Genomic DNA, 13,188 nt, shown 5'->3' on the forward strand with positions numbered 1-13,188 from the left:
AAACAAATACCCCCTAAAAAATAGGGGTTAAATTAATTTAAAGTTAATTTTAAACAAAAATACCCTGAAAAATTTTGCCTTTTAACAAAAAATACTCAATTTTGCCCCATAATTAACTCTAAAACAACACAAAAATCATGAGTAAATCAAAATTAGAATACATTTGGTTAGATGGTCATGAACCAACTCAAAACATGCGTAGTAAAACTAAGGTTGAAGACGACTTTAGTGGTAAATTAGAAGATTGTCCAGTTTGGTCTTTTGATGGAAGTTCTACAGAACAAGCTTCTGGAGGTGCTTCTGACTGTTTACTAAAGCCTGTTGCTATTTATCCTGACCCTACTAGAAAAAATGGATTCTTAATAATGTCTGAAGTTTTAAACGCTGACGGTACTCCGCACGCATCTAATGCACGTGCTAAAATTGATGATAACGATAATGATTTTTGGTTTGGTTTTGAGCAAGAATATTTCTTAATGGATACCAAAACTGATTTACCTTTAGGGTTCCCACGTGGTGGATTCCCTGGACCTCAAGGAAAATACTACTGTTCTGTAGGTGGAAGATACACTTGGGGAAGAGATTTCGTTGAAGAACATGCTGATTTATGTATTGAGGCTGGTTTAAACTTTGAAGGAATTAACCAAGAGGTTGCTCCAGGACAATGGGAATTCCAATTGTTTGCACAGGGTGCCAAAAAAGCAGGTGATGAAATTTGGGTTGCTCGTTACTTATTAGATCGTTTAACTGAAAAGCATGGTTACTATATTGAGTACCATCCAAAACCAGTAAAAGGAGATTGGAATGGTTCTGGTATGCACGCAAACTTCTCTAACACTACTTTAAGAACTTGTGGCTCTCAAGAAACTTACGAGAAGATTTGTGAAGCATTTAGGCCTGTTACCGAGGAACACATGGATGTATACGGAGCCAATAACGATGAGCGCTTAACTGGTTTACACGAAACTGCTCATGTATCTGACTTTAGTTATGGTGTTTCTGATAGAGGGGCTTCAATCCGTATTCCTATTATTACTGTAGAAAAAGGATGGAAAGGTTGGTTAGAAGACAGAAGACCTGCTTCAAACGCTGACCCTTATAAAGTAGCTGGTAGAATTATAGAAACCGTAAAAGGTGCCAACATATAATTAACAAACACAACAACACAACTAAAAAAGCCGCTAATTGCGGCTTTTTTTTATTTCTAAACTAATTCGTTTTTACGAAATTGTTAAATAGATGAAAGTTGCATAGGTTGCTAATAAGATAATTCCATCTCTCCACCCAAGACGCATTCCTTTTGGAAAGAAAACTAAAGGTAGTATAGCAAATGAAACACCTAACATCCAATAAATATCGTTGTTTATTAAGCTATATGCATCTGGTTTTACTTCTACAGGAGTAATCATTGCAGTAATACCCAGAACAGCTAAAATATTAAATACGTTAGAGCCTATTAAGTTTCCTAATGAAATTGCTTTTTCTTTCTTTAATACTGCAATAATTGATGCTGCTAACTCAGGAACGCTTGTTCCTACCGACACTACTGTTACTCCTATTATTGCATCACTAACCCCTAAATTTGCTGCTAAAGTTACCGAGCCATTAATTAACAACTCTGAACCACCCCATAAACCTACACCTCCTATTGCTAAAAATAGTGCTATTTTATATAGTGGTAACTCTTCATCATCTTCAGGCACCTCATCAACAACCGCCTGTTTTTGAAAACGCAGTAAATAAATCAAAAACACTACTAACATTCCAAACAAAATAGCTCCTTCATAAAATTGAATTATTTTATCATTTGCTATAAAAAAATACAGTAGTACTGAAGCAATCATCATTACTGGCCAATCTGTTTTATAAAAACTTTTTTCCACATCTATTGATGATAGTATTACTGTTATACCTAATACTAGAGCTAGGTTTGCAATATTAGAACCAATAACATTACCTACTGCCAAACCTGTTGCTCCATTTAAAGCAGACTTTATGCTTACAATTAATTCTGGTGCTGAAGTTGCAAACGACACTACTGTCATACCTATTACTATTTTTGGTATATGTAGTTTAAGTGACAAACCTACCGCTGCTTTTAACAGCCAATTTCCTCCTAAAACTAACAATGTTAAACCAATAATAATATATAGAATGCTCATAAGATATTTTTTGGGCGAAGATACTCTTTTGTAACGAAGTTTTGAAACATAAACAACCGTGTAAATACAACTTTTAAAACCAATACTTTTTTCTTTAATAAACTTCAAAAAAATCAAAAGGCTAAAACTCTTCTGTTTAAAAGATCCTTTTTCCTTTACTTTTCAAATCTTGCAAAAAAAGCTTCTTTAAAACCTTACTAAATACAACCAATAAGACATTTTTATATTTCATTTAATAATTAAAACATAGACAATATAGCTATAAGTTAAAACTAATAGTGTTTTTATAGATTTAAATATAAACCCAATCCAATTAAATTAGATTTAAAAGTTTGGTAATAATATTTCCTTTCTCATATATTGAAAAAACAATTCCGGAATTCATCATTATTTACTAACTAAAAACACATGAATCTAACATGATTATACTTGCTTTAAAACTAATTCTAATAACTATTAAAATTGCTTATTTATTACTGGAATTTATCTTTTAAAAGATTAAACTAATTAAAACCTATACTTTTAATTTTAAACTTAGTAAAGTTTGATTTTTCTCATCATAACAAATTATTTTTCGTTATTTTTGATAATAGAATCAACTACTAATGAGAAAAAGTTTTTTTAAGTTTTTAGCCAACCTAAACAAGGCTCTACTACCTTCCTTTACTAAGAAGGAATTGGATATATCGAAAGCATCAAAATTTCAATTGGCTATTGTTGGATGGCGTGCTTATGTTACAATAAATTCGTTGGATTAAAATTTTACCATTATGAACAATCATATTAAAGTTTTCTCAGGATCTCAAATCTTTGTAAGCAGATTAAATCAATTACTTGATGAGGTTGAAGTTCCATGCTTAATTAAAGATAATAAAGAATCTGGAAGGGTTGCTGGTTTCGGAACTTTAGGCAATTCTATTGACGTATTTATCTATGAGTCAGATCTTGAAAAAGCTCAGGACACTATTGATAGTTTTAAAGAAGAAATAACAGAAGGCAAATAAGTTAAAAAAGGCAAAAAAATATTATTTTTTTGCTTTACAATTTAAAAAACATTCTTATATTTGCACCCGCAAAACGGCCTCGTAGCATAACTGAATAGTGCACTTGATTACGGCTCAAGAGGTTGCAGGTTTGAATCCTGCCGAGGTCACAAAAACCCTGTTAGATATCTAACAGGGTTTTGCTTTTCCATAAATTTACACACTAACTTTCTACTACTGTTTAGTCTTTTACAACCACATCTTCCAGTACTTCAATGTCAAATCCATAATATCTTACTAATTTGATAATTGGGTTAAGATCAATTATGTTACCTATAGACTCTATACGAAGTATATTATCACAATCTTCTAAATCAAAATTTATTTTATAGTAAGAAAACTCCCTTTGGAGCTTATCCAAAAGGAGTGTTTCCTCTTCAACTGATTGTACAGATGTTTTAAAGACTTCTACCATTAAATTAAAAGTTAATTATACCGCTTCGTTGTAATTAATCATCCAGTAAACACCAAACTTATCTACAAAACTACCAAAATAATCTCCCCAAAACTGATCTTCCATAGGCATTTCAATTTTTCCACCTACAGATAAGCCGTTAAACAAACGATCTGCTTCTTCACGACTTTCAGGGTGAATTGAAATGTAATTATTATTCCCTTTATTTAGCTTATGTCCCATTGAAGGTACGGTATCAGACCCCATTAAAATAGTATTTTTTGATAATGGTAACGAAATGTGCATTGTACGATTTCTTTCATTTTCTGGTAATTTTTCTACATCTGGAGCGTCACTCATTTTCATATTTGCAATGAATTCACCACCAAATACTGATTTATAAAAATTGAATGCTTGTTCTGCATCTCCATCAAAATTTAAATAAGGATTTACTTTCATTTTTCTTGTTTTTAAGGTTATGTTTATTCTAATTTTTTATTTTATTATCTATTCAAATTACAAAACAGGTTAAACAAATGCCCATCTAAATCTTGAAACACACAAACATAATAGCCATTATCATCATAAAACTTTTTCTTGTCTTTTCTAGGATCAAAACGGATATACCCTCCTGCTTTTATTATTCTTTCTATTAATACAGTAACTTCCTCTTTACTTTTTGCTGAAAGTGTAAACATTACTTCGTTACTGTTATTCAGATCTGCTATTTCTCCTTCAAAGCTTTCTTTTAGCTTTTCCTTTTTAAAAAAGTGGATTACAAACTCATCTTCACCAAATAAAAAACTAACTATTTCGTTCGTAGAAGTTCCATTGAGAATGAAACCTAATCTCTTATAGAATTTTTGTGTACGTTCTATATCTTCTACTCCTAAGTTTGCCCATATTTTCATTCATTTTAGAGTTTTAAATTCTTAATAATTTGTTTTATTTGATAAATATGACGCTTCGTATGCACTGTATTAAATCCTATCCATTCGAATCGTGTAAATGGTCCATACTCAGGAATTTCAAAATCTAAACAGAGTTTTGATAAATCTACCTTCTTTGAGAAATCGTTCACCCATTGTATTTTATTTTTTAACTCCGTCAACAAAATTTCTTTGTTAATGAACTTTTCGGTTGGTATAATTTCTTTAGGTGAATTCATTTTTATATCGAAATTCAAAAACAAGCGTTGTATTTCTTTTAACTTTTTATTTGGACTACGTCTAGTTTCTTTTACTTCTCCTGTCAAAACTTCTGATAAAGCATAAGATTTATTAAGGTGATCTCCTACTTGCGCTACTGTCCAATCTCCTTCTTTTGTTTTTTTATTCAGTTCTTCTTCAGTTAACGATGAAATCAACCTTAACAACTCCTTAGTTGTGATATAATACTCACTTAAAACCTCTTTCTCCATACTTTAATTATTTGATTACCAAAGATAAAAGGTCTTACCCATACTCCAAAGGTATGTTCCCGACAATACCACGGGTTGATTGCGACAACAGCTTATCTTATATTTGAAATGGTTTAATCTCTTGAAAAATGACTTATGAAACATATTTCTATTCTTGTACCTGAAGGTGACTCTAGTTTGAGTAATTTAGAGGCTACTTATAAGATGTTCACCATGGCTAATGATGCTTTATTAAAATCAGGCAAGCAAACAATGTTTACAACACATCTTGTTGGCACACACAAAAAAGCTAGGTTAAGTAACGGGGTATTTAATATTATTCCTAACACAACAATTACTGATGTACAAAAAACAGATTTGATTATTATTCCTGCCATTCATGGAGATTATGCTCAAATAATTTCAAAAAACAGTGCTTTTATTCCTTGGATTAAGAAACAATATGCAAACGGGGCTGAAGTAGCAAGTCTTTGTATAGGTACTTTTTTATTAGCCAGCACAGGATTGCTTAACGGTCAAGATTGTGCAACGCATTGGTTGGCTACTGATGAATTTAGAAAAATGTTTCCTGATGTTAATCTTGTTGATAATAGAATTATTACTGATGAAAACGGCTTATACACAAGTGGTGGAGCTTATTCTTCTTTAAATTTAAATCTTTATTTGGTTGAAAAGTTTGCAGGACGTGAAATGGCTGTACTCTCGTCTAAAATTTTTGAAATAGATATTAGCCGTAATAGCCAGTCTCCTTTTATTATTTTTAAAGGTCAGAAATCTCATAACGATAAAGATATTTTAAAAATTCAAGAACATATTGAACAAAATTATCAGCAAAAAATAACTGTTGATGAGCTTTCTAAAAAAATAGCTGTAAGTCGTAGAACTTTTGAAAGACGTTTTAAAAAAGCAACTGCCAATACTGTAATGAAATATGTACAACGTGTTAAAATAGAAGCTGCTAAAAAAGAATTTGAAAGAGGTAATAAAACGGTTAACGAAATAATGTACGAAGTTGGTTATAATGACCCTAAAGGGTTTAGAGAGGTTTTTAAGAAGGTTACAAACATGACTCCTTCTGAATATGCTAACAAATATCGCAAAGCAATTTATGTTTAAAATTTTAAAAATGTTCTTGATACTTTCTACCTACAAAATTTATGATTCCACATTGTATTATGCTTCTTAAACTGGCTTAAGTTTTAACTTTACAAGGAATAATACCTTTGGTTTATAAAATTTAAAATTATGAAACAAAGACTAAACATTCAAGAATTAGAGCCTAATGCCTATAATGCAATCTTAGAAATTTACAAATACCTTGAAACAACAACGCTTTCAAAAAAAAGTAAAAACCTTATTAAAATAAGAGCTTCACAAATTAATACTTGTGCTTACTGTATAGAAATGCATACTGTGGAGGCTCTAAAAAACGGAGAAGCACAAAACAGAATTTTTGCGTTGAGTGCTTGGAGAGAATCGCCTTTATTTTCTGAAGAGGAAAAAGCTTTATTAGCTGCTACTGATGAAATAACACAAATAAGCAATAATGGATTAACAGAGGAAACCTTCCAAAAGCTTAAAAGTTATTTTAGTGATAATGAAATAGCACAAATTATTATACAAATAGGAGAAATTAATATTTGGAATCGTATCGCAGTATCAACACAAATGTTTCATGCTATCTCTAAGGTTTTGTAATACGCAATAATATTAATTTATCTAGTTTTCATCTAAGTTTCTATAAAGCTACCTAAATTTAGGTAGCTTTATTATCTTTCATTATGTCCTTTTCCTTCAATCATTTTCGGTATCGACTTTTCTATTCTTGACAAACGTGTTTTTGATTGTTTAGCTTGAGAAAAATACAATAAGTACCCTCTTTGTCTACCTGGGGTTAGCGCTTCAAAAACTGTTTGTATGTCTGGGTTTTCTTGTAATACTTCTTTAAATTCATCTACCATTTCAAACTCTGAGGTTTTCTTAGTTTTTACTTTTAAACCTGCTTTTTCAACCTCTATAGCTTCGAATATATATGCTTTGATAGTTGATATTAAATCTATAATTTCTTCTGGCTTTGCAAACCTAATTTGACGAGCTGATTGTACATTTTCTGTTTGTTGAATTAAAACCCCGTCAGTGTCTTTTAGCAAAGCTCCTTTATGGAAAAGTAATGCACAGAAATCTTTAAAACCGTGAATTAACACTATGTTTTTTCCTTGAAAAGTATAACAAGGGTGCATCCACTTAAAATCTTCTTCAAGACCACAATCCAAACAAATCTGTCGTAACAATTTTGTTTCTTCTTGCCATTTTTTTATGTTTCCTATATACTTATCTACTTTTTCCATTTCAAACTTACTTTATAATTCTTTCTATTTTTCTACTATCTGGTCTTAAATACCAAGATAAAACTGTTATTATTAACAATATTAAAGATGGTACCGCTTCAAAAAAATTCTGACCCATGGCGACATGAGAAATTGCAGCTCCAGACATAGCAAAGAAGAAGCCTGCATACGCCCATTCTTTAAAAAGGGTTAATTTAGGAGCTAGAATAACAATTACTCCTAATATTTTCCATACACCTAAAATGCTTAATAAATATAACGGATACCCTAACGCTTTAATGATATCATTGTACCCACCAATTTGTAACATCTGTTGAACACCTCCTGCGAGCATTCCTATTGAGAGGAATATTGTCAATACCCAATATGTGATATTTTTTGCTTTCATACTTTTAATAATTTACTTACAACTTCTTCTAATCGTTGATGCGCCCAATTAATACCCATTTTAAATGGAAGTTTTAAATTTTCATCTCTATATTTAACTGATTGGTAAATTACTTTCTTAATAAGCTTACTCTTACTATCTGTTAATTTTTTAAACGTAAAAACTTCTAACTGCACACCAAAAGGCATACTATTCATCTCAAATGTTCTGATAATTTTTTTTTGAGGAATAAACTCGTGAATAACTCCTCTTAATAAATGCTTATTTCCTTTAGGTTCTGTTGTTTCAAACTCATAACTTCCATATCTTTTACATTCAAGTTTTAGCACCTTTGTCCCCATCCATTGCTCAATAATTTCAGGCTCAACATACGCCATAAACAAATGTTCTATAGGCAAATCAAAGATTCGTGTTATTACAATTTCTTGCTTTCCTGTTTCTGCTACAACTTTTGTTTTCTGTTCCATGTTTATTTTTTTGGTTTATAATTCTTCATTACAGATTCTAACTTATTATAACGTTCATCCCAAAACTTCCTGAAAGGTTCAATAAAAGCAGCAATTTCCTTCATTCCTTCAGGATTTAAATGATAGTATATCTCTCTACCCTTTTGTTCCTGTTCTAGAATATTACATTCATATAGTATTTGTATATGTTTAGAAATTGTTTGCCTTGAATATTCAAAATTATTGGCTATTGCAGACGGCGTCATTGCTTGAAACGCTACTAAAGAAATAATAACTCTACGAGTTGGATCTGCAATGGCTTGAAAAACGTCTCTTCTTAACTTCATTACGCAGTTATTTAACTGCTAATATAAGCGAAGCTATATAACTGCACAAATTTAAAAACAACTAACCAATAACCAGTAAATTTCAAGCAAAAAAGGTACTTTAAAGACTTAAACGCCCTTACTATATTTATTTCTATACTCAACAGGTGTTAGCCCAGTAATCTTTTTAAAAACATTTCTAAAGGCTTTCGTATCTGAGTATCCTACATCGTACATTACTTCTGTAATGTTTTTTCTAGTACTTTCAAAGTGCCTTTTAGCTGCTTCAACTTTTACACGTTGATGATATTGAATAATAGTATTATTAGTAGCTTGTTTAAAACGTCTTTCAAAACTTCTTCTACTAACAGCTACTAAGTTAGCCATATCATCCACAGTGATTTTATCTTTATAATTTGTTTCTATAAACTCTTGTACTTTTATAACCTCTAAATCATTATGATTTTTTTGTCCTGTAAACATTGTAAATGCTGATTGGCTATCTCTATCAATATCTATTGCAAAGTATTTAGAAGCTAAAATAGCTGTATCTCTATCAGTATACTTTTCTAAGAGATATAATAGTAAGTTCCAATAAGAATTTGCTCCTCCGCTAGAATAAATTCCATTTTCTTCGGTAATAATACTACCATCAGCCACCTCAACATCTGGAAAAGTTTCTTGAAATTCATTATAAAAAGCCCAATGTGTAGAACATTTCTTCCCATTCAAAATTTCTGTTGAAGCTAATAAAAACGCACCAACACATAATGAGGCCACTTCAGTTCCTTTTTTATAATGTTTTACAATCCAAGGAATAGCTTCTTCATTAAGTTTAACCGCTGTTTTCATATCTCCAAAAAGCGCCGGTATTATAATAAGATCTGTTTGAGTAACTTCTTGTAATAACTTATTTGTATGAACAGAAAACATACCATTATTAAAACTAATTTCTTTTTTACTCCCTACAAGGTTTACCTTAAAAAGAGGTTCTCGATTATTAGATCTTAAAAAATCATTTGCTGCAGAAAACATGTATTGCGGATCAGCAACAGACTCTATTACAGCGGACTCTGGAACAAGGATAGAGACGTTTTTCATAAAACAAATATAAGAAATTGGCGTAATTAGCCCTTAAAAATGCCGTTATACCACCCAAAGAAAGCTTTAAATTAATTTCATCTTTGTAGTATTAACATTAACACCTTAAAATCATGGAACAAATAACAGTTAAAACAACAATTAAAGGAACTCCTAACAAAGTATGGGATATATGGACAACTCCAAAGCATATAAAAACATGGAATACAGCTTCTGAAGATTGGCATACTACTCGTGCTGAAAACGATTTAAAAGTTGGAGGAAAATTCTTATCAAGAATGGAAGCTAAAGATGGAAGCTTTAGTTTCGATTTCACCGGTACTTACGATGAAGTAAGCCCTCTTGAGTGTATTGCATACACCATGGATGATGGTAGAAAGGCAAAAACAAACTTTACACCAAAAGAAGACTATACTGAAGTTATAACAGTTTTTGATGCAGAAACTCAAAACTCTATTGAAGTACAAAAAGGGGGATGGCAAGCTATTTTAGATAATTTTAAAAAGTATGTAGAAAACCAATAAGACTAACTAAGTATAAAAACTTATCATTATGAAAACTAATAAAACTATATTTTGGATAACTACTATTATCATCGTTCTATTTGAAGGTCTTATGCCTGCATTATTTTCTCAAACGGAACTGGCAAAAGAAGGAATTAAACACTTAGGATATCCACAATATTTCGGAAATGCTTTAGTTGTTTTTAAAATATTAGGAGCTCTCATTTTAATAATCCCTAAACTACATAAAACGATAAAGGAATGGGCATATGCTGGTTTTAGCTTTGTTTTTTTATTTGCTGCTATAAGTCATGCTGCTATTGATGGACTTACTCTTAATTCCTTTTTACCAATTATAGCACTTGGTATTTTAGTCTTGTCTTATATCAATTATCATAAAATAAATACTATAACCAATTGATTTACTAACCCTAAATAATGAGCCAGTTAATAACGTATCTTACATTTAATGGTAATTGTAGAGAAGCAATGCTTTTTTACCAAAATTGTTTGGGTGGTGAATTATATTTTCAAACTTTAGAGGACTCTCCTAAAACTGAGAACCTCCCTTACAATTATAAAAAATATATTGTACAGGCTTTTCTTAAAAAAGAAAATATGTTATTAATGGGTACTGATTTATTTGATTAAGATGAACTATTACAAGGAAACACTATTTCTATACTGTTAAAAAGTAAAAACGAAACTGAAATAAGACAATACTACTCAAGTTTAGCCAAAAAGAAAACTATGGCTCTCCCTTTAAAAAGAAACCATTGGGGCCATTTATTTGGAAGTATAATTGATAAATATGGAATACGCTGGTTATTTAGTTGTAATAATTAAAACAAGAAAAAAGTGTAACGAAGTTTATATCGTTACACTTTTTTAGAATTAGTGATTAGACGTTTCGTCTGCTTTTACATCACCTTATAAGCTCATTTCCATATTGTGATCGTATTGACAACAACCTGGTAAGTTTCCATAAGCTTCTTCACTACTAGCTACTTTATCAGTATCGTAACCAGATGCTGCAATTGCGTTATGAATAGCATCTAAATTAGTCTTAGAATCATCAAACGATACGTTGATTTGCTTTCTTAATTTATCCCATTCTGCCGATGCTACTCCATCAACACCATTTACTACCTTTTCAATTGTGTTTTTACACATTCCACAATTACCTCTTACGCCAAAAGTTGTTGTAGCCATTGCTACTTCTTGAGTTATTGTTTGCTCTGTTTGAACTTCTTTTGTTTCAGTTTCTTTTTTAGCTTCGTTTTTACAACTTACTAAACCAATTGTAGCCAACATAGCTACTCCTAAGATTACTTTTCTCATTTTGAATTGAAATTTAATTATTATTTATTGTTTCTTTTACTTCACCACATTTTAGCATACTATCTCCAAAATACGGGTTTAACACTTGTTTTTCTTTACTTAGCCAATAAGCTCCTTTATCACTATCAGCCATAGGGCAGTATTGTTTATAGGTCACCTCATTTATCCCGAAAGACTGAACTGCCATAATAAAATGCTCTGATACTACTTTAAAATACTTTCGTTGTATAGCAACATCAGTTGTTTTTGCTATTTCTGCATTACTTGATTTTAATGCAGGAATTAATTGCATCCATTGTTGGTGTGTTACTTTATTAGTTAGTAACTTCATATCAATCGATATTAAGTCCTTTTGCAGGTTTTCAGCACTAGTTTTTGCAGCGTCAGCATCCGTTTTTACTAAAGCATCTTTTAACTCTATATAACCTTCATAAGCATTTTGAAGCTGCTTTTTAAACTTTTTAGGCGTGTTAAAAGATTCTGTAATTTCTTTAGTATGATTCATCATTGATTTTTTTCCTTGTAATTGTGCTGAAGCATCTATTGTAAATACTCCATTCGTCACAATCTCCTCTCCTGACTCTAATCCTTTTTTTATTTGATAATTCTCACCTACTCTTCCTCCTAACACAATCTCACGCATTTCAAAAATTGGTTTGCTAGCGTCTGGTTTTACATATACAATTGAACGCTTTCCTGTCCATAATACTGCTGTTCCAGGAATACTTAATTGTTGTTCAGTTTGTTTTTCTGTAGCTTCCACTTTTCCTGTAACAAACATCGCTGGTTTAAACTTTCCTTTGTTGTTAATTAACACGGCACGCATGGTTATAGTTCTAGTTTCTGGATTCATAACAGGGTCTATAAATGAAACTTTTGCCTTAAAAGTTTCATTAGGATAGGCATTTGTAATAATTGATATACTTTGACCTACTTTAAAATTACTTATTTGATTTTCGTAGACATCAAAATTTGCCCAAACAGTACTCAAATTAGCTAGCTTTAACAAAGCTTGTCCCTGGCTTACATAATCACCTTGTTCAACTAGTTTTTCAGATACTGTACCAGAAACTGTGGCATATACAGGAAAGTTTTCTTTGACTTTTCCTGTTTTCTCTATCTGTTTGATTTGTTTCTCTGATAGCTTCCATAATTTCAGTTTATTTCTAACTGCTTTATACAATGCGGGTTGATTTTCTTTTACAGAAGCTGCTGTTAATAATTCTTGTTGTGCTTTTACCAATTCAGGAGAATATACCGTTGCCAAAAACTGACCTTTGTTGATTTTTTCTCCTGTAAAATTCACGTTTAAACGTTCTATTCTTCCTGCAAAATAACTTACTTGTACTGCGTTTGACTTTTCGTTTTCTGCTATTTTTCCGGATAATGTAATTGTATTATCTGCATTGATAGCATTACCAATCACAGTTGTTTGTACATTTGCTAATGCCAATGCATTTTTTGTCAATTTAAACTGGTTTACAGCTAATCCTTCAGCTCCGACTTCCGCAGGAATTAAATCCATTCCACAAATAGGGCAGTCTCCTGATTCTGGTTGCATAACTTGTGGATGCATAGAACATGTCCATATTTCACCTGTTTCTGCTGTATTATGGTCATAGGTCGCCTCACTTTTTGAAGAACCTCCAAAGAGTAGCCATCCTAAGGTTACCCCTACAATTAAAACTACTATGTATATTATATATTTTTTCATCT

The 13,188-nt window shown here is 31.3% G+C and carries 20 protein-coding genes and 1 tRNA gene; 9 read left to right on the forward strand and 12 right to left on the reverse strand.

The window, feature by feature from the left end:
• The first annotated feature begins 137 nt into the window (after positions 1–137).
• Positions 138–1,148, forward strand: coding sequence for a glutamine synthetase beta-grasp domain-containing protein (locus tag Q4517_RS07830; RefSeq protein ID WP_303507975.1), 1,011 nt, complete (start codon positions 138–140; stop codon positions 1,146–1,148).
• Positions 1,149–1,220: 72 nt separating this feature from the next.
• Here the strand turns inward: Q4517_RS07830 and Q4517_RS07835 are convergent, their stop codons facing one another.
• A complete protein-coding gene (locus Q4517_RS07835) occupies positions 1,221–2,162 on the reverse strand; it encodes a calcium/sodium antiporter (RefSeq protein ID WP_303507976.1) in 942 nt (313 codons plus the stop codon).
• 605 nt (positions 2,163–2,767) lie between these two features.
• On the opposite strand from Q4517_RS07835, the gene Q4517_RS07840 reads away from it, so the two are divergent.
• From Q4517_RS07840 to Q4517_RS07850, 3 genes are all read left to right on the forward strand, one after another.
• A complete protein-coding gene (locus tag Q4517_RS07840) occupies positions 2,768–2,920 on the forward strand; it encodes an SsrA-binding protein (RefSeq protein WP_303507977.1) in 153 nt (50 codons plus the stop codon).
• Positions 2,921–2,932: 12 nt separating this feature from the next.
• Positions 2,933–3,166: a putative signal transducing protein gene (locus tag Q4517_RS07845; RefSeq protein ID WP_303507978.1), complete on the forward strand. Its 234-nt coding sequence runs from the start codon at positions 2,933–2,935 to the stop codon at positions 3,164–3,166.
• A gap of 75 nt (positions 3,167–3,241) precedes the next feature.
• Positions 3,242–3,315: transfer RNA gene (locus tag Q4517_RS07850), tRNA-Arg, on the forward strand.
• A 71-nt stretch (positions 3,316–3,386) separates the two neighbouring features.
• Here Q4517_RS07850 and Q4517_RS07855 read toward each other — a convergent pair.
• From Q4517_RS07855 to Q4517_RS07870, 4 genes are read right to left on the reverse strand one after another with little or no spacing between them, the layout of a single operon-like run.
• Positions 3,387–3,620, reverse strand: coding sequence for a hypothetical protein (locus tag Q4517_RS07855; protein ID WP_303507979.1), 234 nt, complete (start codon positions 3,618–3,620; stop codon positions 3,387–3,389).
• 15 nt (positions 3,621–3,635) lie between these two features.
• Positions 3,636–4,058, reverse strand: a complete 423-nt coding sequence (locus Q4517_RS07860; RefSeq protein ID WP_303507980.1) for a VOC family protein — start codon at positions 4,056–4,058, stop codon at positions 3,636–3,638.
• A 44-nt stretch (positions 4,059–4,102) separates the two neighbouring features.
• Positions 4,103–4,510 carry a VOC family protein gene (locus tag Q4517_RS07865; protein ID WP_303507981.1) on the reverse strand — a complete coding sequence of 136 codons (408 nt, stop codon included), beginning with the start codon at positions 4,508–4,510 and terminating at the stop codon, positions 4,103–4,105.
• A gap of 5 nt (positions 4,511–4,515) precedes the next feature.
• On the reverse strand, positions 4,516–5,019 hold the full coding sequence (locus tag Q4517_RS07870; RefSeq protein WP_303507982.1) for a DinB family protein: 504 nt from the start codon (positions 5,017–5,019) through the stop codon (positions 4,516–4,518).
• Between the two features lie 135 nt (positions 5,020–5,154).
• Between Q4517_RS07870 and Q4517_RS07875 the strand changes: the two genes are divergently transcribed.
• Together Q4517_RS07875 and Q4517_RS07880 are read left to right on the forward strand one after the other, a co-directional pair.
• Entirely contained in the window at positions 5,155–6,135 is a 981-nt protein-coding gene (locus tag Q4517_RS07875; RefSeq protein WP_303507983.1) for a GlxA family transcriptional regulator, read from the forward strand.
• Between the two features lie 129 nt (positions 6,136–6,264).
• A complete protein-coding gene (locus tag Q4517_RS07880) occupies positions 6,265–6,717 on the forward strand; it encodes a carboxymuconolactone decarboxylase family protein (protein ID WP_303507984.1) in 453 nt (150 codons plus the stop codon).
• A gap of 71 nt (positions 6,718–6,788) precedes the next feature.
• Here the strand turns inward: Q4517_RS07880 and Q4517_RS07885 are convergent, their stop codons facing one another.
• The 5 genes from Q4517_RS07885 to Q4517_RS07905 form a co-directional block, all read right to left on the reverse strand.
• Positions 6,789–7,367: a YdeI family protein gene (locus Q4517_RS07885; protein WP_303507985.1), complete on the reverse strand. Its 579-nt coding sequence runs from the start codon at positions 7,365–7,367 to the stop codon at positions 6,789–6,791.
• Positions 7,368–7,374: 7 nt separating this feature from the next.
• On the reverse strand, positions 7,375–7,755 hold the full coding sequence (locus Q4517_RS07890; RefSeq protein WP_303507986.1) for a DoxX family protein: 381 nt from the start codon (positions 7,753–7,755) through the stop codon (positions 7,375–7,377).
• Entirely contained in the window at positions 7,752–8,222 is a 471-nt protein-coding gene (locus Q4517_RS07895; RefSeq protein ID WP_303507987.1) for an SRPBCC domain-containing protein, read from the reverse strand. The genes Q4517_RS07890 and Q4517_RS07895 overlap by 4 nt, the downstream gene beginning before the upstream one ends.
• A 2-nt stretch (positions 8,223–8,224) precedes the next feature.
• Entirely contained in the window at positions 8,225–8,548 is a 324-nt protein-coding gene (locus Q4517_RS07900) for a helix-turn-helix transcriptional regulator (protein ID WP_303507988.1), read from the reverse strand.
• Positions 8,549–8,656: 108 nt separating this feature from the next.
• Positions 8,657–9,628: a GlxA family transcriptional regulator gene (locus Q4517_RS07905; RefSeq protein WP_303507989.1), complete on the reverse strand. Its 972-nt coding sequence runs from the start codon at positions 9,626–9,628 to the stop codon at positions 8,657–8,659.
• 113 nt (positions 9,629–9,741) lie between these two features.
• Between Q4517_RS07905 and Q4517_RS07910 the strand changes: the two genes are divergently transcribed.
• From Q4517_RS07910 to Q4517_RS07920, 3 genes are read left to right on the forward strand one after another with little or no spacing between them, the layout of a single operon-like run.
• Positions 9,742–10,152 carry an SRPBCC family protein gene (locus Q4517_RS07910; protein WP_303507990.1) on the forward strand — a complete coding sequence of 137 codons (411 nt, stop codon included), beginning with the start codon at positions 9,742–9,744 and terminating at the stop codon, positions 10,150–10,152.
• Between the two features lie 28 nt (positions 10,153–10,180).
• Positions 10,181–10,552: a DoxX family protein gene (locus tag Q4517_RS07915; protein ID WP_303507991.1), complete on the forward strand. Its 372-nt coding sequence runs from the start codon at positions 10,181–10,183 to the stop codon at positions 10,550–10,552.
• 17 nt (positions 10,553–10,569) lie between these two features.
• A complete protein-coding gene (locus Q4517_RS07920; protein WP_303507992.1) occupies positions 10,570–10,782 on the forward strand; it encodes a hypothetical protein in 213 nt (70 codons plus the stop codon).
• Positions 10,783–11,061: 279 nt separating this feature from the next.
• Here the strand turns inward: Q4517_RS07920 and Q4517_RS07925 are convergent, their stop codons facing one another.
• Positions 11,062–11,472 carry a heavy-metal-associated domain-containing protein gene (locus Q4517_RS07925; RefSeq protein ID WP_303507993.1) on the reverse strand — a complete coding sequence of 137 codons (411 nt, stop codon included), beginning with the start codon at positions 11,470–11,472 and terminating at the stop codon, positions 11,062–11,064.
• Positions 11,473–11,485: 13 nt separating this feature from the next.
• Positions 11,486–13,186 carry an efflux RND transporter periplasmic adaptor subunit gene (locus tag Q4517_RS07930; protein ID WP_303507994.1) on the reverse strand — a complete coding sequence of 567 codons (1,701 nt, stop codon included), beginning with the start codon at positions 13,184–13,186 and terminating at the stop codon, positions 11,486–11,488.
• Positions 13,187–13,188: the final 2 nt, after the last annotated feature.

It is taken from the genome of Tenacibaculum sp. 1_MG-2023, assembly GCF_030547425.1.
Classification (GTDB): domain Bacteria; phylum Bacteroidota; class Bacteroidia; order Flavobacteriales; family Flavobacteriaceae; genus Polaribacter.